Source organism: Affinundibacterium macrobrachii (assembly GCF_014652415.1).
GTDB classification, from domain to species: Bacteria; Pseudomonadota; Gammaproteobacteria; order Burkholderiales; family Burkholderiaceae_D; genus Undibacterium; species Undibacterium macrobrachii.
Genome location: NZ_BMYT01000002.1, coordinates 591454 through 617220 on the forward strand (window position 1 = coordinate 591454; position 25767 = coordinate 617220).

A 25767-nucleotide genomic window follows, 5' to 3' on the forward strand; every position below is an offset into this window, starting at 1 on the left:
TTCAATAATTTATTTGCCTGAAAGCAAGGTTTGTACATGAATAAAAGAGCGCTGGTGACTGGTATTACAGGACAAGACGGAGCATATTTAGCTCAGCTTCTGTTGGAAAAAGGATATCAAGTCTATGGTACTTATCGGCGCACAAGTTCAGTTAACTTTTGGCGTATTGAAGAATTAGGAATTCAAAACCATCCTAATTTGCATTTGGTTGAGTATGATTTAACAGACTTATCTTCAAGTATCCGATTAATACAATCAACCGAAGTGTCAGAAGTCTATAACTTAGCCGCGCAAAGCTTTGTTGGTGTGTCTTTTGAGCAGCCGGTGACGACTACAGAAATTACTGGCTTAGGGGCGCTCAATTTGTTAGAGGCAATTCGCGTTGTTAATCCAAAAATTCGCTTTTACCAAGCATCGACATCCGAGATGTTCGGAAAAGTACAGGCTGTTCCGCAAGTTGAATCAACACCGTTTTATCCGCGTAGCCCGTATGGCGTCGCAAAATTGTATGCTCATTGGATGACGATTAACTATCGCGAATCCTACGGAATTTTTGCATGTAGCGGTATTTTGTTTAATCACGAATCTCCATTGCGTGGGCGCGAATTTGTGACGCGCAAGATTACTGATTCAGTCGCTAAAATTAAATTAGGACAATTAGATTGCCTAGAACTGGGCAATATGGATGCAAAACGTGACTGGGGCTACGCGAAAGAGTATGTCGAAGGTATGTGGCGTATGTTGCAAGCAGAACAAGCAGATACCTTTGTTTTAGCAACAAATCGCACTGAAACAGTGAGAGACTTCGTGACGATGGCTTTTAAAGCTGCCAATATCCAGTTACATTGGGAAGGAAGCGCTGAGCACGAGATTGCAAGATGTGCAGAGACGAATAAAATCTTAGTGAAGGTAAATCCTAAGTTTTATCGCCCAGCCGAAGTAGAGCTTTTAATAGGCAATCCGCAAAAAGCGAAAGATGTTTTGGGTTGGGAGCCAAGCACGACTTTAGAGCAATTGTGTCAGATGATGGTTGCAGCCGATATTGAGCGAAATATCAATGGGAAATCTTACTAAGATTACGCGCCCTCGAGCGCTAATTACTGGGCTCAGAGGGTTCACTGGCGCTTACTTAGCAAGTGAGTTGACTGCTCGTGGCTATCAGGTTTTTGGTACTGCTTACGGCAACGAGGCTCTTGGCACAGGCGTTTACCATGTCGACTTGTGTGATCGTGAAGCAGCACAAGAAGTCGTAGACCGCGTACAACCAGAAATCGTGGCACATCTGGCTGCTGTCGCTTTTGTTGGACACGATAATCCAGAAGATATCTATCGGATCAATATCATGGGCACCAGAAATCTCTTGGAAGCCTTGTCACGTTTAAAAAATTCCCCCAAGGCTGTGTTGGTTGCGAGTAGTGCAAATATCTATGGAAACTCCACTGCTGGTACGCTAAGTGAGCAAGAGCCAGCGATGCCCGCCAATGATTATGCAATTAGTAAAATGGCGATGGAGCATGTGGCTAGACTATGGATGGACAAACTGCCCGTCTTTATTACTCGGCCATTTAATTACGTCGGCGTAGGACAAGCAGAAAATTTCTTGATTCCTAAAATTGTGAGTCATTTTAAGCGTCGTGCTCCTGTTATTGAATTGGGAAATATCGATGTTTCGCGTGAGTTTTCAGACGTACGTGCGGTAGCCTATGCGTATGCCGAATTACTTGGATTAAGTCCACGTGGTGAAACGATCAATATCTGTAACGGAAAAGCGTATACCTTGCGTGAGGTGATTGGATTAGCGGAATCGCTGACAGGCCACACTATCGATATTCGTTGCAATCCAGCTTTTGTCCGTGCGAATGAGGTGCGTACCTTGGTTGGTGACGCGAGCAAGCTGAAGAACTTGATTGGGGATCTTCCGTCGTATAGTCTACTCGACACCTTAGCATGGATGCTGGATGAGACTTCTGCGGCCGCTACGAAAAAAGAGCAATCGGTGAAAGCGGTTGAGGTATTTAATTGAATGTAGTGCTATCCATCGAGGCGATTCATCCGCCATTGGCAGGGATCGGTCGTTATGCTTGGGAGTTAGCGACACGTTTACCGTTTCAGCAAGAAATTGAAGCGGTTCGATATTTATCGGATGGTCAATGGCGTGATTTACCGACCCCCAATTTGGTTGAAGCGGTATCACCTGATGTTGAGCTTACAAGTGATACGGACAAGACAGTATTGAATTTCAAAGGACGCATGCGTAAGCGTCTTGAACAATTCCCACATAAACTAAGACGTAAAATCGGGCAAGTGCCGCTATTTGCGCGCGCTTATGGCAAATTCATGCCATTGTTAGCGAGCAATAATCTGGACGGCGTCAAGGATGCGGTATTTCATGGGCCAAATTATTTTGTTCCTAAAACACATTTACCAAGTATCGTCACAATTCATGACCTTTCAATTTATCGTTATCCGCAATGGCATCCGAAAGCGCGCATAGAGCGTATGCAAATGGCGATTCCAGAGGCGATTGAACGCGCAAGTTTAATTTTGGCGATTTCTGAGTCTACCCGTAAGGATATTATCGATCAATTTCAAATACCTGCTGAACGTGTACAAGTCACATTGCTCGGTGTTGATCAAATTTATCATCCGCGAACCTCGGCACAACTAACTCCTGTGCTATCAAAGTTTGGCTTGAGCATGCATGCGTATAGCTTTTTTGTGTCAACCATAGAACCGCGCAAAAACTTAACGAATCTGATTGCCGCGTATCGTTTATTGCCGATTGCAATGCGTCAACGATGGCCATTGGTCTTGGTCGGTGGCGGTGGCTGGCAAAGCGAAGATATCCATGCGGATATTCAGCGTGCGGTAAGTGAGGGCTGGTTGAAGTATCTTGGTTTTGTCGATCAGGCCGACTTGCCCGCTTTATATGCGGGCGCACGTTTGTTCACATATCCATCTTGGTATGAAGGCTTTGGTTTGCCAATAGCAGAGGCAATGGCTAGTGGCGTGCCAGTACTGACCTCGAATTGCTCTTCCATGCCAGAGGTGGCAGCAGGTGCGGCTAGGCTAGTTGAGCCCGGTGATGTTGATTCCATTCGGGAAGGGTTAGCACAAGCATTAGATGATGACGAGTGGCGCGAGCTTGCAGTTCAGCGAGGTTTGCAACGTGCCACAGAACTTAGCTGGGATGCCTGTGTTAGAAACACAGTCGCAGCTTATCAAAGCGTCAGCAATAAGTGAGATAAAAATGAAAGTTCTGCATTTTTACCGTACTTATTATCCGGATAGTTTTGGTGGCGTTGAGCAAGTGATTCGGCAGTTGGTAACTGCTACCTCACAACTTGGTGTCCGTGCTGATGTTCTGACATTAACTCGAAATAAAGAACTCGATATCGAGTTCGAAGGGCAAAAAGTTTTCCGAGCACCGTTGGACTTTGAGATTGCTTCGACTGGATTTTCATGGGCTGCATTAAAGAAGTTTAAGCACTTAGCGGCACAGGCTGACCTTGTTCATTACCATTTCCCATGGCCGTTTATGGATATCGCGCATTACGTTTGCGATATTAAAAAGCCCAGTGTCGTCACTTATCATTCGGATATCGTCAGGCAGAAGCAGCTTCTGAAAATTTATCAGCCACTTAAAAATAAATTTCTGAAAAGTGTTGATCGGATCGTTGCCACATCCCCTAACTACATGGCAAGTAGTGAGACGCTGAACACGTATAAACATAAGACTGAAGTCATTACCTATGGCTTAGAACGAGCAATTTATCCCAAGCACGATTTAGCATTGTGCGCACAATGGCGTGCCAAGCTACCTGAAAAGTTTTTGTTATTTGTCGGGATGCTGCGCTATTACAAGGGTTTGCATGTTTTGCTAGAAGCTGCCGCTGGCACGGATATTCCCGTTGTTATACTCGGCGATGGGCCAGAAGAGCGCGCCTTGAAATCACAAGCGCAAGCATTAGGATTAAAACATGTGTATTTTCTAGGGGCCTTGCCAGATCAAGACAAATCCGCATTACTGACATTGTGCTACGGTCTGGTATTTCCATCGCATTTACGATCAGAGGCTTTTGGCATTACTTTGCTTGAAGCGGCGATGTACGGCAAGCCTATGATCTCGTGCGAAATCGGCACCGGAACCTCCTACGTCAATGTAGATGGTGTAACAGGTTTGGTTGTGCCTCCAAGTAATCCATTGGCATTGCGCCAAGCGATGTTTGATTTGTATTCCAATCCACAGCAAGCGCTGGAATTTGGTAAGAGCGCAGAGCAGCGTTTCGAGTCTTTATTTACTGCACAAGTCATGGGACGTAAATATGTTGAACTCTATCAAGACGTGCTCAATACGCGCTAAGTAACTGGCTGCTTTCCTAATTTTTTTGCTAGAAAAAAGTCCCAGTTTGGCGCTTGCTGATTCTTATTTGCGAGTGACCGTAAATTCGGTATCTAACCAACTGCTGCCGATAAATTGGTTTTTATCCGCATTGATCACGTCAAACACGAGTAAATTGTCCTGCCATTCATAATTTTCATCGAGGTGAGATTCGCCACGAGTTAGTGCCGTAGTAACTGAGTATGATCCTGCGCCTAGCGTGCATACAAAGGGCAAGCGAAACACGAATTGTTGACCGCCTTGTAAATCAGTTTGTACTAATCCAGCGTGCCACGTATTGCTGCCCCAAATAATACTTCCCTGCTTATCGCGCAGCATGAATCCCAGAACCAATTGATCGATTGCTGAATTAATTTTGACTTCACAAACTAGTTCTACCGCTTGACCAACTTGCGCTACCGCGAGTTCTGCTCCGCTAACTTGGTCTTGTAAATTGAGCTTCACTACTTCTGCACGTTTATCCCCAGACTTTGTTTTTAGCCAGCCATTCTCATCGCGATTTTGTAAAATATTGAGCTGCGCATTTTCTTTTTGTGCGACGAATGCATTGTAATAATCAACAACTTCATCCGGTCGCCCTTGTTTCAGAATTTGTCCTTGATCTAACAGGATTACGTAATCACACAATGCTCGCACATCACTTAGACCATGTGTGACCAGAATAATTGAAGTGCCTTGCTCTTTAAATTGTTTAATTCGGTCAAAGCTACGATGTTGAAAATAGCTATCACCAACCGACAAAATTTCATCAACAATCAAGACATCTGGACGCACAGCAGTCGCCACAGCAAATGCTAGGCGCGCTTGCATACCGCTTGAATACACACGCAGGGGTTGGTCAAAAAAATCGCCAATTTCGGCAAAATTTTCTATGCCTTTCATCAGTTGTTCAAGCTCTTGTGCGCTATAGCCTAATAACCCTCCAGCCATATACGCATTTTGACGACCGGTAAATTCTGGATTAAAACCTAAGCCCAATTCAAGCATCGCACTAATGCGTCCGACCACATGAATATGCCCAGTGCTAGGGCGTACCGTGCCAGTAATCATCTTTAATAAAGTGCTTTTACCTGCGCCATTTTGCCCAATAATTGCGATAGCTTGGCCAGGTGCCACATCGAAGGAGATATCTTTATTTGCCCAGTATTCTTGACTGGTTTTGACAGGTACACCGACCCAGCTGAGCAGGCGAGAAAATAAACTACGATACTTGGCGTAACATTTGCCAACACCGCTGACCTGTAAAACATAAGAAGGTAATTGCGTCATAAAGCATCAACCAAATCAGGACTCGCACGACGGAAAATCCAGAATGAAAATATAAAAATACCGACAGCAATCATCGCGGGTACAAACAAATTTGACCAAGTTGGGAATTTTCCAAACAGCAGGGCATCTTGATAAATTTGGACAATCATCGCCATTGGATTGAGTTCTAGAATTGAGGTAAATTGTTTGGGTAAGGTTTCTCTCGTGTATACCACTGGAGTGAGCCAAAACCACAATTGCAAGACGATCGTAATTACTTGACCGACATCGCGCGAAAATACATTTAATAAGCCGAGTAAGATGCCCAAACCGAATGCGAATAGCATGATGATTGCAATTCCCACGAGGACACTTAACCAAGCGACTGTTGGCATATGTCCGAGCAACAGGAATATGACAAAAATAGAACTCAGTAAGAGCAAATGATTTAACAGTGCGCTACCACCGACAATTAAAGGCAAGCACAGTCGAGGAAAGGCGATCTTTTTTAAAGTATTCGAGTAATCGATAAACACGGTAGTGCAGCGAGTGACTATCTCCGCGAATAAACCCCAGGCAGCCGTTCCTGCCATCAAATAAATTGCATAAGCAGACTTGCTGTCGACGTGCGGTAGTTTTGCTGCAAGTATTTCTGATAAAACAATCGCAAAAATGGCGGCTTGCGCTAGTGGATTCAAAATCATCCATAATGCGCCTAGCTTACTGCGCGCAAAACGGCCAAGAAACTCTGCCTTGATTGAGGATTGAATGAAATGACGGAAGCGCCAGATCGAGAGAAGAAATGCTTTCAATTACGCCTACCTTTTATCTATGTATTAGGCGTCAGCACGGCCGTAAATATCGCCGAAACGAACGATGTCATCTTCACCCAAATAAGTGCCTGATTGCACCTCGATCACTTCGAGATCGGTCGTGCCAAGATTCTCAAGTCGATGCTTAACACCCAAAGGAATAAAGGTTGACTCATTTGGCTGCAAGGTCATGACTTCGTCACCGCGGGTTACTGTCGCCACACCAGACACAACGACCCAATGTTCAGCACGATGATTGTGTAATTGCATGGATAAACGACCACCAGGTTTGACCACAATGCGTTTCACTTGAAAATGTTCACCACTATCGACTGAGTCATAGTGACCCCATGGACGGTAAACTTTTCTATGATTATCTGTTTGTTTGTACTGACCAGCCTTTAGACGCGTAATGACTTGTTTCATGCCAGAGGTATTGGCTTTATTGGTTACCAAAACCGCGTCGGGTGTTTCAATAATGATGGCATCTTCCATTCCAAGACAAACTAGCAAGCGACTATCTGCCATTGCTAGACAATTCTTTGAATTCTCCATCATCACATCACCACGCGCACAATTGCCTTGAGCATCTTTTTCGGAGATTTCCCACACGGCATCCCATGCACCCACATCTGACCAGCCAACATCGAGCGGAATGACACAGGCTTGAATACCTAAATCGGTTGTTGCGTTCAGTTTTTCCATCACAGCATAGTCGATTGAATCTGACGGACAGGAAGAAAAATCTTCTTTCGCAATGCGTACAAAATCACAGTCTGATTTTGCATTTGTCATAGATTGCGCACACACCGTATACATGCTCGGATTAAAGTGTTTGATCGCACGTAGCCAGATGCTTGCACGCATCATAAAAATGCCACTGTTCCACAGGTATTGACCAGAATTGAGGTACATCTGCGCTGTTGCTAGATCAGGTTTTTCGACAAAACCATCAATCGCATAAATCGCATCTTCTGCAATTGCGCCACCCATCTTGATATAACCATAGCCAGTTTCAGGGCGATGGGCTTTGATCCCAAAAGTAATAATCGCACCATTTTTCGCTTGCTCTAGCCCAGACTCAACAGCGGTTTGAAAAGCAGTTTTATCTGCAATAACATGGTCCGCCGGCATTACCAACAAAATCGCATCGTCTTGTTGTGTCACTGCGGCAATCGCTGCTAGTGTTAATGCCGGAGCCGTATTTTTACCGACGGGTTCTAGTAACAGCGTTTGATCTTCTAAACCGATGTCTCGTAATTGCTCCGCAGTGATAAATCGATACTCTTCATTGCACAAAATAATCAAGCGTTGAGCAACGGTCAATGAGCCGCACACATCAGTTACACGACGTGCAGTTGCTTGCAGCATCGATTCGCCACCATCAAGCGCGAGCAATTGCTTGGGATGCTTTTCACGAGAAAGCGGCCATAGACGTGTTCCTGATCCCCCAGACAAAATAACTGGTTGTAAATTCATTGCGTACTTTCGATATTGATTAATACTTTTTAATTTGTTCTTCGCGACTGCTATTTGTGCGATCTTTTCATCGCTACCATTTCTCGCGCTTCATTCTGTGTTTAATTTGGCGCCCAATTAAGGAGGTATTTCTTTTGAACTTGGTTCTAATTAGCACTAGTTTTTAAGTTTACTAATTTTGCTGATTCGAAACCAAGTAGCAGTGAAGCCGATAGTATATCTCGCTTGCTCGTTGATTCAGTAGAATATCGGTATCAGTCTTATTACAAAACTACCCATAATTCTATACAAAAACGATACTGCTTCTCTTAGCTTTTCTAGTCCAGCATGCTTTCGGTTAAAAACAAGATATCGGCTTGGAGTTCATTGTTTGACTTAGCTTTCGATAGCTTATGATTTACGTTCTTATTCAACGCTACAAGCATTGTTGTGATTGTCGAAGTTGCTCGATTAGGCGTTGCGTATGTATTGCTCTGGCCCAATCTTGTAAATGATGGTCGGTGTCAAAAAAATGGTCAGCAGGGTACATGAAATCAAATGGTTTTCCAACATAAGGAAGGCCCAAGTTACTCACTCGATCTGGCAATGATTCATAAAAACGCCGTTCTACTATAGAATTTTTATAGGAATCGTGAAATAGCAATGCGGTTGGTACAGCGATTAAGCATAGCTGGTTTTCGTGAGCCCATTTTGAGAATTGGCTCAATCTTTCCCATGCACCGTTTTCTTGAAGCGCTCGCTCTCCGTAACTCCATGCTTTTTTGGGAGATGCGGCAATCGCTATTGCTGCCCGATCATGTTCTTGTTGATGTTCGCGTCCAGAGAAAGTCTGATCACCTACGCTGTCAAGGTGATGCGCTCCGTAGGTTCCCGAATTGACCGGTGAATCTATCGGTTGGCGTAAGCCCTGAATCCATCGCTCTGGCGCCATTCCCAAAATAAATTGTGTCTTTTCATACTGCGTGAGTGAATTCCAGTAGGTTGGGTCTCGGCCAATCACATAGTCGATGATTTGCGAATTGGCTGCACCATCATCTAGGTAAAGTGCGTACTCCAACGGCAAGATAAGAATATCACCTCGTTTGGCAGCTTTTCGCGCCTGCGTTAGGATGTAATCCAAACCAAGTCCCGCGTTGACCGCTAGATTAATGGTTGGGCGTTGCCAATAAGCGCTCAGTTGCTTTGAGTCGATTCCGAACATCGCATTCGAACCAGCGACGACCAATACCTTAGGTTCAGTGATTTTCGCTGCAGCTTGCAGCTTGAGTTGGTATGCATCAAACACCCAACGCGATGTCGGCGTTGCAGTTCCTATTTGCGATGTGAGTCCTTGAATCCATACGAGACTCAACGTCACTAAACAAGTAAAAAAACCAATCCAGAATTTCATCGCTTCATGTTGTAATAAGTTGAGCAGAATTATTGATAAGATGATTCTTAAAAGTTGAAATACAAAAACTCAGTTGCAGGTCGCACGGCAATCCATTTAATCGCCATCCAGAGACAGAGTCCGCTGAGTGCTCCGATGAGCAATTGGTAGCTTAGACTTGCCTTGAGTTGATACGTTTGATTGGGTGTTGGATCATAAGCTAATAAAATTGCTGTATTGGGTAAAAACATCACAGTAAAGATACCGCATGCGATCCAGATCCAGCCAGTTTCTGGGCGAGTAGCGACAAATAATTCTATGAGCTCAATCATGTTTGTTGCGTTGATTATTGGTAGCGATGTAAAGCTAGAGCGATCAAATAGCGCGGCATAAAAATGTAGTGCACTAGAGAGATCTGTCGCGCGGAATAAGACCCATGCTAAGCATACAAAAATAAAGGTGCAGCATATGAAAAATGGTTTTAATAATGGAGATGGATTGGGAAGCAGTTTGCGCCAAGCGTGATTTGCTAACAACAATAATCCATGTAGCATGCCCCACAAAACGAAAGTCCATGCTGCGCCATGCCAAAGGCCAGCAAGTAACATTGTTAAGAACAGATTGCGAAATCTAGCAAAATTCCCATGTCGATTTCCACCTAAGGGAATGTATAAATAATCGCGCAAGAAATTGGAGAGCGTCATGTGCCAACGCCGCCAAAATTCGATGATGGAATCGGCTTTATATGGAGATAAAAAATTGATTGGCAACTTAAAACCAAATAGCAATGCTAGTCCAATTGCCATATCGGAGTAACCTGAAAAATCAAAGTACAGTTGCAAGGAATAGGCGAACATTCCTTGCCATGCCTGTGTCATTGTTAACGCAGCTTCTGTCGAAAGCTGAAAGGCACTGTTCGCAAATACTGCTAAGCTATCTGCTAATACAACCTTCTTAAATAAACCAATCGTAAAAAAAGCTATCCCTGCTGAAAACGCACGAGAATCAAGCAATAGTGGATTATGTGATGTCGAAACTTGCGAGATCAAAGGGCGATGATGAACGATAGGCCCAGCGATTAGTTGCGGGAAAAATGAAACAAAGAACAGGTAATCGAGTAAGTCATGATTACGCACTTCGCCTTTGTAACAATCAACTAGGTAGGCAATTTTTTGGAACGTTACAAACGAGATTGCAAGCGGCAACAAAATCGGTGGAAATGGTGCTGCTAAATCAAATAGTCCATAAATATTGGAAGCAACAAAATGTGCATATTTAAAATAAAACAGGACCAAAAGATTGAACGCCAGACCAGCGATTAGCCACGACTTGGCCTTGCTGAATTGACTTTGCTTACGCGATGTCAGTATCTGTTGTGCTAGCCAGAAATTAACACTAATTGAACCGAGTAGAACAAAAAGAAAAGAGACTTTCCACGTCGCATAAAACACGAAGGAAGCCAATATTAAGCCTGCAAGTGCGACACGTATGCCGCAAAGGCGTCTTAATAAAAACCAAGTGATTAGGGTGAATGGTAAAAACACCCCAAGAAAAATAAATGAATTAAAGAGCATGGAATTGGATTGATCAACTTGGCTGTTTGAGGGCAAGCATCTTAAGCTCTTCAGGCTTTCTAATAATCAAACGATGTAAATCTTTCTCAACGATACCTTGTTGTACCAAGTAAAGTAATGCGCGTGTGACTGTTTCGCGACTGGTATTAATCATCATCGCGATGTCTTGATGTGTAGGTAAATTTTCGATTACTTCCAAGCCACCTGGTGCGACCGTCTTAAATAAATCGATAAACGCATAAATCCGGCGTGAAGTATTGTTGATACTTAAAAGCGCACGGAATTCGGAATCGCGCTGAATTTTTTCTGCCAGATGCCGTAGCATTTTATTGGCGACGGAAGGCGAGTTTGTAAACAGCTGCATTGAAATTGCTGCAGGCAAGAACGCAACCAATACGTTACTCAAAGCAACTACCGACGCTGAGCGGGTTGAGCCATTAATCAAAGCAATTTCACCGAAGAAGTCACCTTCTTTGAGCATTCGCAAACCGATTGCGCGACCGTCCTCGGTAACATCAACTACTTGCAATTGTCCAGAAAGTAAAAAAAGCAAACTATCGCCAATACCACCTTTTTGTAAAACAATGTCGCGCTTGCCGAACAACTTAACGCGAAAATTTGTTTTAATTAATTTCATATCCTCTTCGGATAAATCCTTGAACAAAGGAATATTACGCAGACGAATTGAAAAATTCGCTGACTTGATTTGAAATTTCGCTTGTTTCGGCACATCGACATTTAAAAGTTCTGGACGTGTATTGTCCTGAGCCGCAGCGGCCGAATTACTTAATGCAACTGAAACAGCATTCTCAGAGGTCGTCATTTGTTAAATGTAGAAAAAAATTGAGCCAAAACCAATCAAGCAAACACCCCCTGTGTTTGCCAATATGTCGCGCCAGCAGAACCGACGCCCAGGTATAAAATGCTGAAAACATTCAATCAAAATACCCGCAAGAATCAAGCCTAACTGCCAAAGCAAAAGCTCTTGTATATCTTTAGCGATTAGTGCGGTGAACATACTTAAAACGGCATAACTAATAAAGTGTAAATACTTGTCGTTAGGCAAAGGCGGTAGCCAATGCGCTGGTAATAAACAACCTACCACGATCATCAAGATACAGACAATAAATAGGTAGCTAATTAAGTGAGGCGTGATAAAGGTATTCATTTTTGCCACTGCCAACTTATCTGAATTTGCTTACTATCAAAACTTAAAAATGAAACGTTCTCTCGATTTGCAATTTGACGATATTCTAATTGCACAGTATTGTTAGGATTGATTGCCCAACCTAACGCGGTACGAAACACATGATTACTTTGATGTTTTTTTACATTAATTAAACCAGCTAAATAGATCTTTGAATTTTGCCAGTTTTGATGTTGATAAGCGACTTCAGCAAAGATTGGTTTGCCTTCAATTTGCCATGGCGTTGCGCTACGTAAAAAAACGCCCGCAGTCCAGCCGCGTCGATTGCCCCCCAAGCGAAATTCATTACCGTAATCAAACATCAAACCGGCATTCAAATTGAAAAAATAATGGTCAGATTGTTTGGTGCCCAAAACACGCAATTCAACATTATTGCCATCGAAGTTCTTAATTGTTGGGTAGGCGATTTTGGCAAGCGATGAGACGATACTGTACTTCATGAGGGATTGTGAAGATTGCGGCACATCGAATTTAATTCTTGCAGTTACTTGTTTTTGATACAGTGCGCTGGCCAAACTTAAAATATTTAAGCTGGCTGAAGGATGTATCTTCCAGTTGTTTAAATTAAACTGACTTTCTACGCCTGTCGCTAAGCCTACTGAATTGAAGTTGGTTAAGGTCGAAAATTGACGCCCGCGCAATTGAAGATAAATGTTGTTCCCAGCCGCAGTCTCTTGAGATAAGTCTAGGGATGCACTGATGTAATTATCCGATTTAGGTAGATACTCTGGCAGTAGTTGTAAATTGATTGGGGTCCCAAAATCATCAATCGTAAATATAGAATTCAACGCACCTTGATTGGCATTGGTGTCGTAGCCACGTTCGATAGAAAAGCTTTGATTCACTTCAGGTGCTTTAATTGCGCATCCTGTTTTTCGATGAATTTCTATGATTTCTAAAATAGCAGGAGGCGGTGTAAAACGCTGAATCATGAAATTGAATAGCCGTTCAGCTTCTACACGATTTCCCAAGTTGCATTGCATGATCGCCAAATCTAACAAAGCACCTGCGTGCTGTGGTTCACTCTCAATCAACTTTTCTAAAAGTATTTTGGCATCTAGGTGGCGTTTTTCATTAATCGCCTTTAATGCTTGTAGGTATTGATCCGTCGCCGCATTTTGTGACGTATCGTCAAGTTGCGCAGGCGCGGCGATGCACATTAAGCTCGCAGTGAAGCCTAATGATGCGATCATTGATTTCAAAATAAAAGAAGCAAAATTCATTAATTCACAGAAACCGTATAAATAGTTGTTGCATGTTCTTTCCCGCGAAGTTTGCGCTCGCCCAAAGAGATAAACTGATGCTTTGTTGCGAGTTTTACTGCACCTTCGCCAATAATAATGTCATGCGGATAATGACGAGCCGTATCCTCAAGCCGTGATGCGACATTGACGCTATCACCAACAGCGGTATAGATGCTGCGTAATGAGCTACCAAAGTCACCAGCGATCGCGATTCCGCTCTCAATACCTATCCTCACGCGGATAGGTAGAAGTCCTTGTTCTTGCCGTCGACGGCTAAATTCTTGGACGTTTCTCACCATCTCAATGGCGGCATTAATTGCAAGGTCGGCATGTCCTTCTATCGCAAGAGGCGCACCCCAAAAAGCGACCAGTCCATCACCTGTGTATTTATCTAACGTGCCGCCATGATCGAGTACTGGTGCAGTTAGGCACTCTAAAAAATCACGCGTCAGTTGCGCCGATTCGGCAATCGAAAGTTGACTTACTTGTGTAGTGTAAGCCTCCATATCCGCAATTAAAGTCGTAATCGGTAAAGTCCTTGGTTTTAGGGGATCTTTTAGATCACTACGCAGCAATTCTTTAACCACCGATTGCGCCACATATTGCTCAAGTGTTCCAAGCAATCGACGTGAGCGCCGTTGTGAACGCGACCAGCCGAATGGGACTGAGACCGACAACAAAAAGAAGACGCTAAACAAAGGCGCATTAATAGAAAAATCAGGATCATGCAAACTTAATTTAGACGCTATAGCAATCCAGCATAACGCAGCGAAAACAAGCAAAGACGTGTTGAACAAAGCTGAATATCTCGGGAACGTGAACATCGTTACGATCGCAATCAAGATGGTATAAAGCAATGCAATTAACGCCCCTGGCCATTGGATAATGATTTTTCCTTCTTGCATATCGAGCAGATTTGTCAGCGCTTGCGCATGCACTAAGAAGCCATTGGTCGAATAATACAAAGGCGTTGTCACACGATCAGATAGACTTAATGAAGATGATCCAATGATGATTAACTTATCCCGCAAATAACCAGCGGGTAATTCACGATTCAGAATACGCGATGCCGGAATAACTAAATAAGCGTTCAGTTGCTTACTATAATTTACCCGAGAAAACCCCTGCTTATCGACCATTTCAAGTGTTTTGTTTACGACGGTTTTTTTATTGGTTGGCGATGCGCAGCAATCAAATAATGCAAGAGATAGTGTAGGGTAATAAAAGCCTTCAAAGTGACTCACCGTAGGTAAACGACGTAATACACCATCTTGATCGGGCAAATAGCCAATATTGCCAGCAAAGCCTTTTTTCGCTAACAAACTATGATTGCCGAGAAAACCCGTTGCCTGTGCCGCAATTGGTGGCGCTGGAAAATTGGGTTGATGCAGTTCGCCGAGCTGGACCGGCCAAGGACGATTTTTTGTATAGTCCAATGCTTGTGCTAAAACGATGGGCCCGAACTGAGACAAGCTCGCTAACCGTAAGTCGCCACTTTCGTCTTTGGGCTCGGCAAAAAATATATCGAGCGCAACGCCTTTCGCTTGATACTCACTAATCGACAATTCGATTAAATCTGCAATGCGTTCACGTGGCCATGGCCACGCTCCCATTTTTTCTATGCTCGACTCATCAATATCAAGCAAGGCAATCCGATTTTCTTCTATTGGACTTGCACGCCAAAACATAAACTGATCGCGCGTCCATTCATCCCCAGGAACTTGGTAGTTATTAGCTGATCCCCATTGCAAAGCGGCGCAAATAAACACCGACAAAATAGAAATGGATACCCAAATCCAATTTGTCAGAAATGCTGCTTTCAAGTGTGAGAACCACGATTGTTTCATGCAGGCCTATGCAGATCGTTCAAAGAGTATCGCCTTTGTTATAAGGAGCAACAATGCGACGTCAAAAGAAAATCGAAGCGATCACTTTTACTGCTTTATCGCTTCGTAAAAAAACAGGTTTTTCTGGACTTGTTTTTGTTCAGATGAAGTCTAGTTTATCTTTACCTAAGATGAGGATATTTCAGATGTTGATGAATAAAGATTTTGAGCTTATTAATACCCTAAATACTTTAATTAATGCCCCAATTTAATGAATGATTCAGAAATATTTAGAAATGGTTTTAAGTTTGTGTCATAGACCCCGTAAAAACATCTAAGCTAGCCAAGCATACCTAACATAATCAATGTGTGAATTACGAAATTGGATGAAGGATTGAATTAGCTCTACATTTTTCACGAACAATTGATCTGGTGCGAATCCTGCTGCATTCAATAAGTGTTTGTTAGGTGTAAACTTAAATACATGATCAAAATGCACGCTTCTTAAGATTGAGTGTAGTATAGCATCATAAAAATCTAAATTTGTGATGGTCGTCACAAATTTATCTTAAAATTGGGGGATAATGTTAGATGAGCTTGGAGGATTGTGATTGCCTTCTAGCGCAAATAGCGCCTAGCCATGCTGTTATGCATGTGTAATGTGAGCGCAAAAAAAGGAAAAGCTATGCATAAATTACCCAACTTCTCAAAATACATCATTCGTAGCTGCGCTGCGATGAGCATATTCTTTGGAGGCATTGCGCAAGCCATTGCTGGTGATGCCGCGCAAGTGGTGTTTGTTGCTGGTGACGCCAAGTTGTCGAACAAAGCATTGCGGCTAAATAGCATGGTAGCCGAAGGTGCGCAAATTAATACAGGTGCCGATGGTTTCGTTTATTTAAAAACGATCGATGGCGGCTTCCTTATTGTGCGCCCAAACAGCACAATTCGAATTGTGAGTTACCACGTAGATAAAGCGAAACCAGAAAATACGCGAATAAAGCTAGAGCTTTTAAATGGAGTTGCTCGAAGTATTTCTGGCGATGCTGTCAAGTTATCTCGCCAAAATTTCCGCTTTAATACTCCAGTTGCGGCGATTGGTGTGCGTGGCACAGATTTTACTGTATTCACAGATCAAGCTGTTTCACGCGTATCTGTGTTGTCGGGCGGTGTAGTTGTTAGTGGGTTCGGCGGTTCTTGCTTGCCTTCTGGTACTGGGCCTTGCGAGGGCGGAAGTGCTGTCGAACTATTTGCGTCCCAGCAAGGTAAGTTGCTGCAGATTATGAAAGATCAGTTAAAGCCAAATTTGTTTAATAGTAATAGCAGTTCTCCCGATACAGTCTCGCCACCACGTGCAGATGAGCCAAATAGCAAACCAGTAGCGGCAGGTGCAGGTATGCCTTCTGCTGGCATCGTGTTAGGTAGCGGAAATGATGTGGCGATCGATCCAATAAAAAGTGCGACTTTGCCTAGCTATATTCAAAACACGCAATCAACCACAAAGGCATTGGAAAATTCAATTATATGGGGGCGCTGGGCAGCTGTCGCAGGGCAAGAGCCTAATTTGGATTTGGCCAAGCAAAATCAAGCGCAAACAAAATTGATTGCAGCAAATCCCTACTATGCAATTTTTCAAACAAAATCGAGTGAGTGGCAGGTGCCCGTAGTGGGAAGTATGGGGTTCTCGTTGAAAGGTGGAGAGGCCTTTATTCTTAATGAGGCAAATAATAGCGTTGCGTCAGCTACGATGGAAAACGGTAAGTTATATTTAGATTTTGCGAATGCGCAGTTTAGTACAGGCTTTGATTTGGTTTCGAAAGGCGAACGATTCAATATGCAGGCGCGAGGAAGTATTGCTGCGGATGGCAAGTTGTCGGGCAATCCGCAATTTTCCGAGGGAACAAATATGGCAGTGCAGGGTGTTGTGACTGCTGAGAAGGGTGGATCCGCATCTTATTTGTTCCAGCGCCGTTTTGATGCCGATCGTTTAGGCTACGGCATTACTTATTGGTCAAAATAATTTATATAGAAAACTTCTAAGCTGTAAGTTCTGAAAAAAACCAGTAACCAGTAATGATTGGTTGCTGGTTTTTTTTGTTTTAATTTTTAAATTCTAAAAATAAATGCATAGTAGATATTGCAAGTTTGCAGCTCATGTTCAGGCATGGAACGTTGATGTAATACATTAAGTTCATTAAATAAATGTCTGTAAGCAAACATTCATATGGTTTTCCCCAGAAACACAATATATAATCGAAGATTGGTAATAGTGCGTCCAGGTTCTTTGTCGTTGTTTTTTTGAAACATGGCGGTAGAAAAATGGGCAAAACAACGCCAAATTGGTTGTGAGGCAAAGTTTTTTTGGTTTTGTGATGAACGTCACATCTCTAGATAAGATGTTCTGAGATTATTCGCCCTGTTGTACTGCGAATAGGTGCCTTAAAAGCAAGTTTCGCAATTTATCTAACTTAATTAAGGAGTTTTACATGGCTAATACAGCTGCTGATATTCAAAAGCTTTACATCGCTTACTTCAATCGCCCAGCTGACCCAGCTGGTTTGGCATACTGGATGGCTTCTTCAATGACCATCACACAAATCGCTAACAGCTTTGCAGAACAAGCAGAGTACAAGGCGGCATTCGCTGGCCAAACTACTGAATCTATCGTTTCTACTTTGTATGCAAACTTGTTCGGTTCTTCACGCGTTCCTGACGCTGCTGGCTTGTTGTACTGGGTTGGTCAAATCAACCAAGGTAAAGTAAGCTTGGGTGCTGCTGCGATCAGTATTTTGAACGGCGCTCAAGGCGACGACAAAATTGCAGTTGATTCTAAAGTAACTGCTGCAACTTCTTTCACAACAGCATTAGATACAGCGCCAGAAATCGTTGCTTACTCTAAAGCAAATGGCGTTGCATTGGCAAAAACATGGTTGAACGGTGTTACTACTGCTGCAACTGCAACTGCTGCTATCGCAACTCAAGACGCGACTATCGCTTCTATCGTTGATGCATCTGCAACTGGTGTTGTATTGACAAATGGTACAGACAAAGTTAACGGCGCAATTTTCGAAGCTGGTTTGGTATACACACCAGGCGGCGACGATCGTATCAACTCATTGCAATCTGAAGACGTTTTGACAGGTACTGGTACAACTGGCAAAAACACGTTGAACGCTGTAATGGGTAACAGCAACGATAACGGTGTAACTAGCGTAACTCCAACTTTGAACAATGTTCAAAAAATCAATGTTGAAGCAACTGGCGACACTAAGACTATGGATTTGCGTAATGCAGATGACGTCACAGCATTGGCAATCAACAAATTGACAAAAGAAGCATCAAGTGGCTTCACATTTGACAACATCACTACCAACAAAGCTGGTGGTATTGCAAATGACTTGACAGTGAAGAACTCTTCAGCTGTTGCTGGTACTGCAGCATTTAAATATGTTGACGGTGCATTGTCTAAGACAGCAGCATTGGGCGTTGGTGGTGATTCAGCTACAGTAAACGTATCCAACGTTACATTGGCATCTTTGTTCGTAGGTCAAAGCTCTGCTTCTAACGAAGGTTTCGAACAAGTTGCATTGAAATCTGCAGGTAACAACACAATTAAAGAAACAACTTTAGTTGATTTGGAAAACTTGACAATCACTGGTTCTGGCACATTGAAGATGGTTAATACAGACACATCTTCAAGCACAGAGCGTACAATCATGAACGCTGGTGGCTTGGCTATCGGTAACGGTATTGGTATCCGTACAATCGACGCAACTGGCTTCACTGGTAACGTTGATTTGGACATCACTAACGCGTCTGGTTCTAAAAATGACCCAAACAACTCCGGTGCAACATTCCACGCTTCTGTAAAAATGGGCGCAGGTAATGACACATTGTGGACAACAACAGCGCCAACAGGTGCTAGTGCAACTGACCGTAACGTAATCGATGGTGGTGCTGGTGCAGATACATTGCGTACATACGCTGGTGTTTCTTCTAACGCTTCTATCTCTAATGTTGAAACATTGGAAATGCGTGGTGGTTCACAATCTGCTGATATCTCTACTTTCGACGCAAACTTGAAGAAAGTTATCTTGCGTACTGAAGGCGCAGCAGGTGCAGCAGCATCTACATTCACATTGAACAAAACAACTGTTGCATTGGCTGCTAGCGATATCGAATTGCACCACTCAACAACAACAGCAAACACTGAAGGTACAACAACTGGTGATACAGTTGTCGTTAATTTGGCTACAACTTCAGGTACTGCTGACGCGGTTGCATTGTCAGTTGTGAACGATTTGAACACAGGCACAACATACAACTACGCAGTAACTGCTGCTGGCGTTGAAACATTGACTGTGAACGATAAAGACACAGAAACTAACCGTTTGACATTGAACAGTGCTTCTGCTCATACAACAGCTGTTGTATTGACAGGTGGTACAGCAACTACTGATTACACAGTAATCAACAACGTAGTAGCGAAAACTTTGGATGCATCTGCACAAGCAAGTAACTTGCGCGTGTCAGTTGGTGCTGCTGACCAAACTATCAAGTTGGGTACAGGTAACGACATTTTGACATTTGCAACTGTAAATGGCTTCAACGGTTCCGATACAATTACTGACGCTGGTGGTACAGACACAGTGCGCGCTGCATTCAATGCAGACGTAACTGGCGCACCATCTTTGACTGGTATCGAAAAGTTCCATATCGTTACAACTGCTGACGCAACTATCGATATGTCTAAAGCAACAACAGTAACTGAATTGGCAATTTTGTCAGACAAAGCTGTTGACGGCACAGGCGGCGCAACTGATTTGTCTCCAACAACAGCTGAGCCATTCAACATCACTACTGGTGTTGATACAACTGATACATTCAATTTGACAGGCACAGCATTGTCAACATTGAACTACTTCGGTGATAACGATAGCAACCAAACTGACGATTCTTCTGAAACACAAAACTTCAACGCTGTAACATTGGCTAACAACTCTGTTGCTAAGTTGAACGTTAATATCAACTCCAGCTTGGACGTTGATAAAGGCGCAGTTGCTTATAACTTGGGTAAATTGACTGCTCATGGCGTAACTGAAATGGTTGTTGCTGTTTCTAACGAACGTACAACTTCAAGCAAAATCGACACTATCACAACAGTAAACAACATCTACGCTAAAAACTTGGCTAGCTTGACTGTAACTGCTGGTGGTTTCGTGAACTTGGGCTTGGTATCTGGTAACGCAACAAACAACAATTTGACATTGTTGGATGCTTCTGGTGTTGGCCGTGATTTCGCTGTTCAAGTGAACTCTTTGGGCGATGCTGCAGTGATCAAAGCTGGTAAAGGTGATAGCTGGATCGACGGCCGTAACTCTGCTGGTAAATCTGCAACATACACAGCAACAAATGGCAACAACACTATCTACGCAGCATCTGGTAACGACACTATCACTACTGGTGCTGGCGTTGACGTGATCTCTGTAGACCGTGGTCAAAACGTTGTTTCTTCTGGCGCAGGTAACGATTTGATCGTTGGCTCTAACCAAGACAACACTGTTTCTGCTGGTAGCGGTTACAACTTGGCTAAGTTCAACCAAGTGTACGCAGCTGACGGTACAACTTTGGGTAACACAGGCTTGGTACACACAGCAGCGACAAACACTATCGCTGTTGAAGGTGGTGTAGCAACTGCAGTTGTATATGACAACGCTGGTGGTCAAGTACAAGAAGTTAACATCGCAACTAAAGCTGGTGACGCATTGTCTGTTTCCTTCTTGGGTGATGCATTGAACAGCGCAACGTTCAATGGTACAAACGCACAAGTTGGTGCAACATTCACTGCAACTTCTGGTGCTGATTTCTGGATCGGTGCTGGCGCTACAGCAGGTGCTGCTGAAACACGTTCTGGTGGTGACGGTAACGACATCTTGATCGGTTTGGGCGGTGATGATGTATTGAATGGCGATGCTGGCGACGATATCTTGTCTGGTGATGCTGGTAACGATACATTGTCTGGCGGTACTGGTGCAGATACAATCATGGGTGGTTCTGGTAACGATACTATCACTGGCGGTTCTGAAAACGATACTATCTACGCTGGTGCTGGTACTGATAGTGTTACAGGCGGTACAGGTAAAGATACTATCTACTTGAACAGCAACTTGGATCACACACAATGGACTCCAGGTACTGCAGCTGGCGATGCTGGCACAGTAAAAGAGCCAACATTTGCATTCAAAGGCGATGGCGCAGTTGATACAGTTGTAATCGCAGTTGGTGATTCTACTTCTACTGATTGGGACGTTATCACTGGCTTCGAAGTTGCTAACGATATCTTGGATCTGTCAGCATTGGTTCTCGGTACAACAGCAGCTGCAAGCAACGGTGGTTTGGTTACTGGCACTGGTGCAGTTTCCACTAACACAACAGTAACTGCAGGTGGCGTGATCACTTTCGGTAAGTTGGACGTAACTGGCACAGCAGGCGTTGAAACAACAGCAGTAGTATCTGCTGGTGCTGATGCAAATGCTGCTGACACAGTAGGCGTGATCACTTTGGCGCAAGCTTTGGCGTTCTTGGCACAAGAATTGGACGGTACAGGTATGTCTGTAGCGTTCGGCTATGACGGCAACGGTGACGGTGACTTCGTTGATGCTGAAGATTCAACAATCGTATTCCAAGATGCTTTGGTAGATACAGTTGTTCAATTGGTTGGTGTAAACGGTGTTACAACATTGGCTGGTGCTGCAGCTGCAAACACTATCGCTATCGTTTAATATCGATTAGCTCTAGTCATAAACAAGGTGCTGAAAAGCATCTTGTTTATAAAAATAAAATGCCGATTCTTAGGAATCGGCATTTTTTTTGTCGAGTAGCAGTGTAACTTTGTTATGCTGAATACTTTGTTTAATTGATTTGCTTGAATAGCTTGGTTTAATTGGTTGGTTTAATCGATTTAGTTGATTTGATGACAGTCATAATGGTAATTCTATATTTTTTGGGATAGGGGAATTTGCATGTCAGATTGGACGCATGGTTACGTTACAGATATTGAATACACTTCTAACTTCTATCCAGAGTTAGCACCAATTCTGATGCACTTTAATGCCTTGAGTAAGAATGTTGTCTTGCCTAAGGCAAGTTCTGTATTTAATTGGCTGGAAATCGGCTGTGGCAATGGACTTAGCACGAATGCTTTAGCTGCTTGCAATTCACAATCTGAATTTTATGCCTTTGATTTTAATCCAGTGCATGTGTTGAATGCGCAGCGTATGGCGGATGAAGCAGGGCTAAAGAATGTGCATTTCTTTGATGATAGTTTTGCAGACGCTTTGCAGCGAGATTTGCCAATGATGGATTTCATTGTCTTGCACGGCATTTATTCTTGGGTAAGTAAAGAAAACCAAAGCCTAATTGTGCAGCTGGTGCAAAAACTTTTAAAACCAGGTGGCGCCGTGTATATCTCTTACAATTGTCTGCCTGGGTGGTCAGGTAAAGCACCATTGCGCCACCTGATGACGCAATTTGCGGTTAGAACTGGTGGGCCAGTTGCGGACAAAGTTCGCGCCGCAAAACAGTTTGTAAATGAATTACAAGGGCTTAATTTAAGTTACTTTAAGGACAATCCTTCCGCAAAAAAAATGGCTGAGCGTTTACAGGCGCATGATGCGCACTATATGGCTCATGAGTATATGAATGCAGATTGGAACCTCTTTTATAGTAGCGACATTGCTGCGGATTTAAATTCCGCTAAGCTTAGTTTTGCTTGCTCAGCCGGTTTGTTGGAGAATGCAGATGAGCTTGGTCTCAGTAAAGAGACAATCCAAAGGATTGCGCAAGAGTCTGATCCTACAATGCGCGAGTTGCTAAAAGATTTTGCGAAGAATCAACAATTTAGAAGAGATATCTTTGTCAAAGGTAAGCGCAAGTACGCACCAGTAGAAGTCGAGAAAATCGCGCGTGAGTCTCATTTCACTTTGTTCGTGCCCCGTTCGTCTTGTATGTTAACGGTGCAGTCTTCGATTGGTGAAATAATTCTGCCAGGTGAGGTGTACGCGCCAATATTGGATGCGCTGGCACAGCAGCCACTTTCCTTGAGTGCGATTAGCGAACTAATGCAAGCACCACTTCACAGCGCAATAAATGCGATTGTCGTGCTTTCTGCCGTTGGTTATGTGCACGCGATTGATATTGATCCAGATTTAAGTGCCACCACATGTTTATCATTTAATAAGATTGTCGTTCAGCGCGCTTTGTACGGTGAGCCGATGGCAATTCTGGTTGCGAGTCGATTGCGTACTGCTGTACCAGTAAGTGAAATTGATCAGTTCTTCATAGCGGCACAATGGGAAAATGCAAGTGACTTGGCGGGTGCAGTTTGGCAAAAAATGCGAAGTTTAGGTAAGTCATTGATGCGAGATGGACAGGCGATCAAAGATGAGCACGAGAATCTAATTGAGCTCAAACAGCGTGAAATAGTCTTCCTTAAGGAAACCATGCCATTACTAAAAACTTGGGGCGTGCTGTAAAACTCAGGGTAAGTAATTAGTTAATGCTTTCTAACCCGCTTTTTTTTCAGAGTTGTATGTGAAAGAAGCGGGGGAATAAATAAGTTGTGCTTAAAAAGCATTCTGAAATTACGTCTACACGAAACGATATTCAAAAAAATGTGACGCATATCACATTTTTTGTTATTATATGCACTGATAATAGCGCCCGGCCTCTTTAGTAGCCGCCTGTCAAAATGATTCATTGTGCACTGATCGTGCGAGAGACTTATGAAATCTAAATTCCAGTTACCTAAGAACGAGATAATGGACGTTCTTAGTTCGTTTAAAAGCGCATTTCGTACAATCGGCGTGTTTAGCGCCATTATTAATTTGCTCATGTTGGCACCATCTCTTTACATGTTGCAAGTCTATGATCGCGTCTTGCAAAGTCAGAACGAAATCACTCTGTTGATGCTGAGCTTACTCGTCTTGGGGGCATTTGCCTTTATGAGTGCTCTCGAATTCGTACGTAGTTTTGTATTAATCCGAGTTGGTGCAAAACTAGATATGCAGATGAATAAGCGGATTTATACAGCAGCATTTGAGCAGAATCTGAAAAAAGGTGGCGGTAATCCAGGTCAAGCGTTACAGGACTTGACACAAATTCGTCAATTCTTAACGGGCAATGGCTTGTTCGCATTTTTTGATGCGCCATGGTTCCCGATCTATCTCGCAGTGATTTTCATGTTTGACGTGTACTTAGGGATATTTGCTACTGTTGCTGTCATCATTATGGTGGTTCTTGCCTATATTAATGAGAAAGTATCTAGCAAACCTCTGAAAGAAGCGAACGCGATGTCGATCATGTCTAGCATGCAAGCGACGAATAATTTGCGGAATGCTGAAGTCATCGAAGCGATGGGTATGTTGCCCAATTTGATGACACGTTGGTTCAAGCTGCATTCTCGATTCTTGCAGTTGCAAGCCGAGGCGAGTGAAAAATCCGGTATTGTTAGTGCTATCAGTAAATTTGTACGCGTTTCGGTGCAATCGCTTGTGCTTGGGTTTGGTGCCTTACTTGTTATTGAAGGAAAAATGACGCCAGGTATGATGATTGCTGGCTCGATTTTGCTTGGTAAAGCGACAGGTCCTATTGATCAATTAATTGGTGTTTGGAAGCAATGGAGCTCGGTAAAGAGTGCTTATGAACGTCTCAATGAACTCTTAACTAACAACCAACCGCGCAAGGCTGGTATGGATTTGCCGAAGCCTTTGGGGGCTGTTAGTGTGGAAGCGGTGACTGCTGCGCCACCCGGCTCACCTGTAGCAGTGATCAAGAATTTAACGCTCAGTCTACAACCTGGTGATGTGCTCGGCGTCATCGGTCCTTCTGGGTCAGGTAAATCAACTTTAGCGCGTTTATTAGTTGGCGTATGGCCATCTGCTGTAGGGAAAGTGCGCTTAGATGGCGCTGATATTTATCAGTGGAATAAAGACCAGTTGGGACCACACATCGGCTATTTACCGCAAGATATCGAATTGTTCGCTGGCACTGTCGCAGAAAATATTGCTCGATTCGGTGACGTCGATTCAGAAAAAGTGATTTTGGCAGCGAAGCGCGCTGGTGTACATGACATGATTTTGCATCTGCCAAAAGGTTATGACACTGTACTCACCGACGGTGGCGGTGGTTTGTCTGGTGGACAAAAACAACGCTTAGGCTTGGCACGTGCAATGTATGACGACCCTTCGTTATTAGTGTTGGATGAGCCGAATTCCAATTTGGATGACATTGGTGAACAAGCTTTATTATTAGCTCTCAATGATTTGCGTTCTCGCGGCAAAACGATTGTCTTAATTACTCATCGTCAATCGATTTTAGCTGCTACTAGTAAGCTTCTGTTAATCAGAGATGGTATGGCTGCTGCATTTGGCCCTAGGGATCAGGTATTGCAGGCACTTGCTCAGGCCCAGCAGCAAGCGCAACAACAAGCGATCCAAATGCACCAAGCAGCACAACAAGCAGCACAGCAAGCCGCGGAGGGTACGCAGCAACTGTCTGAAGATACGCAAGCACGCGTTCAAGCTGCTGCAGAAGAACAGGAGTAATT

18 protein-coding genes are annotated in these 25767 nt (G+C 43.5%); 9 read left to right on the forward strand and 9 right to left on the reverse strand.

What is annotated here, in order from left to right:
* Positions 1–36: 36 nt before the first annotated feature.
* From gmd to IE103_RS08320, 4 genes are read left to right on the forward strand one after another with little or no spacing between them, the layout of a single operon-like run.
* Positions 37–1074, forward strand: a complete 1038-nt coding sequence (gmd, locus tag IE103_RS08305) for a GDP-mannose 4,6-dehydratase (protein WP_189345633.1) — start codon at positions 37–39, stop codon at positions 1072–1074.
* Positions 1058–2023: a GDP-mannose 4,6-dehydratase gene (locus tag IE103_RS08310; protein ID WP_189345634.1), complete on the forward strand. Its 966-nt coding sequence runs from the start codon at positions 1058–1060 to the stop codon at positions 2021–2023. Before gmd ends, IE103_RS08310 begins: the two co-directional genes overlap by 17 nt.
* Before the next feature lie 5 nt (positions 2024–2028).
* A complete protein-coding gene (locus IE103_RS08315) occupies positions 2029–3243 on the forward strand; it encodes a glycosyltransferase family 4 protein (protein WP_229827192.1) in 1215 nt (404 codons plus the stop codon).
* A 7-nt stretch (positions 3244–3250) separates the two neighbouring features.
* Positions 3251–4363, forward strand: coding sequence for a glycosyltransferase family 4 protein (locus IE103_RS08320; protein ID WP_189345636.1), 1113 nt, complete (start codon positions 3251–3253; stop codon positions 4361–4363).
* Positions 4364–4426: 63 nt separating this feature from the next.
* On the opposite strand, the gene IE103_RS08325 is transcribed toward IE103_RS08320, so the two are convergent.
* From IE103_RS08325 to IE103_RS08365, 9 genes are all read right to left on the reverse strand, one after another.
* The gene (locus tag IE103_RS08325) at positions 4427–5671 is read right to left on the reverse strand and encodes an ABC transporter ATP-binding protein (RefSeq protein WP_189345637.1); all 1245 of its coding nucleotides are present in this window, start codon (positions 5669–5671) and stop codon (positions 4427–4429) included.
* Positions 5668–6462 carry an ABC transporter permease gene (locus tag IE103_RS08330; protein WP_189345638.1) on the reverse strand — a complete coding sequence of 265 codons (795 nt, stop codon included), beginning with the start codon at positions 6460–6462 and terminating at the stop codon, positions 5668–5670. Before IE103_RS08330 ends, IE103_RS08325 begins: the two co-directional genes overlap by 4 nt.
* Positions 6463–6486: 24 nt before the next feature.
* Positions 6487–7941 (reverse strand): mannose-1-phosphate guanylyltransferase/mannose-6-phosphate isomerase, encoded by a 1455-nt coding sequence (locus IE103_RS08335; RefSeq protein WP_189345639.1) that lies wholly within the window; start codon positions 7939–7941, stop codon positions 6487–6489.
* 415 nt (positions 7942–8356) lie between these two features.
* Positions 8357–9331 (reverse strand): hypothetical protein, encoded by a 975-nt coding sequence (locus IE103_RS08340; RefSeq protein ID WP_189345640.1) that lies wholly within the window; start codon positions 9329–9331, stop codon positions 8357–8359.
* Between the two features lie 47 nt (positions 9332–9378).
* A complete protein-coding gene (locus IE103_RS08345) occupies positions 9379–10884 on the reverse strand; it encodes an MBOAT family O-acyltransferase (protein ID WP_189345641.1) in 1506 nt (501 codons plus the stop codon).
* Positions 10885–10897: 13 nt separating this feature from the next.
* Positions 10898–11707, reverse strand: a complete 810-nt coding sequence (locus tag IE103_RS08350; protein WP_189345642.1) for a Crp/Fnr family transcriptional regulator — start codon at positions 11705–11707, stop codon at positions 10898–10900.
* A 3-nt stretch (positions 11708–11710) separates the two neighbouring features.
* Positions 11711–12052 (reverse strand): VanZ family protein, encoded by a 342-nt coding sequence (locus IE103_RS08355; RefSeq protein WP_189345643.1) that lies wholly within the window; start codon positions 12050–12052, stop codon positions 11711–11713.
* Positions 12049–13284: a tetratricopeptide repeat protein gene (locus IE103_RS08360; protein ID WP_189345644.1), complete on the reverse strand. Its 1236-nt coding sequence runs from the start codon at positions 13282–13284 to the stop codon at positions 12049–12051. Before IE103_RS08360 ends, IE103_RS08355 begins: the two co-directional genes overlap by 4 nt.
* A 29-nt stretch (positions 13285–13313) precedes the next feature.
* Positions 13314–15182 carry a CHASE2 domain-containing protein gene (locus IE103_RS08365; protein ID WP_189345645.1) on the reverse strand — a complete coding sequence of 623 codons (1869 nt, stop codon included), beginning with the start codon at positions 15180–15182 and terminating at the stop codon, positions 13314–13316.
* A 53-nt stretch (positions 15183–15235) separates the two neighbouring features.
* On the opposite strand from IE103_RS08365, the gene IE103_RS08370 reads away from it, so the two are divergent.
* From IE103_RS08370 to IE103_RS08390, 5 genes are all read left to right on the forward strand, one after another.
* A complete protein-coding gene (locus IE103_RS08370; RefSeq protein WP_189345646.1) occupies positions 15236–15433 on the forward strand; it encodes a hypothetical protein in 198 nt (65 codons plus the stop codon).
* Between the two features lie 413 nt (positions 15434–15846).
* On the forward strand, positions 15847–17181 hold the full coding sequence (locus IE103_RS08375; protein WP_189345647.1) for a FecR family protein: 1335 nt from the start codon (positions 15847–15849) through the stop codon (positions 17179–17181).
* A 466-nt stretch (positions 17182–17647) separates the two neighbouring features.
* Positions 17648–21943, forward strand: coding sequence for a DUF4214 domain-containing protein (locus IE103_RS08380; RefSeq protein WP_189345648.1), 4296 nt, complete (start codon positions 17648–17650; stop codon positions 21941–21943).
* Positions 21944–22183: 240 nt separating this feature from the next.
* Positions 22184–23695, forward strand: coding sequence for a class I SAM-dependent methyltransferase (locus IE103_RS08385; RefSeq protein WP_189345649.1), 1512 nt, complete (start codon positions 22184–22186; stop codon positions 23693–23695).
* 249 nt (positions 23696–23944) lie between these two features.
* Positions 23945–25765, forward strand: coding sequence for a type I secretion system permease/ATPase (locus IE103_RS08390; RefSeq protein ID WP_189345650.1), 1821 nt, complete (start codon positions 23945–23947; stop codon positions 25763–25765).
* The last annotated feature ends 2 nt before the right edge of the window (positions 25766–25767 follow it).

Coding starts and splice junctions, on each gene's coding strand:
- IE103_RS08375 (WP_189345647.1), top strand. CDS start 15,847: ATGCATAAATTACCCAACTTCTCAAAATACATCATTCGTAGCTGCGCT.
- IE103_RS08340 (WP_189345640.1), bottom strand. CDS start 9,331: ATGAAATTCTGGATTGGTTTTTTTACTTGTTTAGTGACGTTGAGTCTC.
- IE103_RS08325 (WP_189345637.1), bottom strand. CDS start 5,671: ATGACGCAATTACCTTCTTATGTTTTACAGGTCAGCGGTGTTGGCAAA.
- IE103_RS08320 (WP_189345636.1), top strand. CDS start 3,251: ATGAAAGTTCTGCATTTTTACCGTACTTATTATCCGGATAGTTTTGGT.
- IE103_RS08385 (WP_189345649.1), top strand. CDS start 22,184: ATGTCAGATTGGACGCATGGTTACGTTACAGATATTGAATACACTTCT.
- IE103_RS08390 (WP_189345650.1), top strand. CDS start 23,945: ATGAAATCTAAATTCCAGTTACCTAAGAACGAGATAATGGACGTTCTT.
- IE103_RS08355 (WP_189345643.1), bottom strand. CDS start 12,052: ATGAATACCTTTATCACGCCTCACTTAATTAGCTACCTATTTATTGTC.
- IE103_RS08335 (WP_189345639.1), bottom strand. CDS start 7,941: ATGAATTTACAACCAGTTATTTTGTCTGGGGGATCAGGAACACGTCTA.
- IE103_RS08350 (WP_189345642.1), bottom strand. CDS start 11,707: ATGACGACCTCTGAGAATGCTGTTTCAGTTGCATTAAGTAATTCGGCC.
- IE103_RS08365 (WP_189345645.1), bottom strand. CDS start 15,182: ATGAAACAATCGTGGTTCTCACACTTGAAAGCAGCATTTCTGACAAAT.
- IE103_RS08370 (WP_189345646.1), top strand. CDS start 15,236: ATGCGACGTCAAAAGAAAATCGAAGCGATCACTTTTACTGCTTTATCG.
- IE103_RS08310 (WP_189345634.1), top strand. CDS start 1,058: ATGGGAAATCTTACTAAGATTACGCGCCCTCGAGCGCTAATTACTGGG.
- IE103_RS08360 (WP_189345644.1), bottom strand. CDS start 13,284: ATGATCGCATCATTAGGCTTCACTGCGAGCTTAATGTGCATCGCCGCG.
- IE103_RS08380 (WP_189345648.1), top strand. CDS start 17,648: ATGGCTAATACAGCTGCTGATATTCAAAAGCTTTACATCGCTTACTTC.
- gmd (WP_189345633.1), top strand. CDS start 37: ATGAATAAAAGAGCGCTGGTGACTGGTATTACAGGACAAGACGGAGCA.
- IE103_RS08345 (WP_189345641.1), bottom strand. CDS start 10,884: ATGCTCTTTAATTCATTTATTTTTCTTGGGGTGTTTTTACCATTCACC.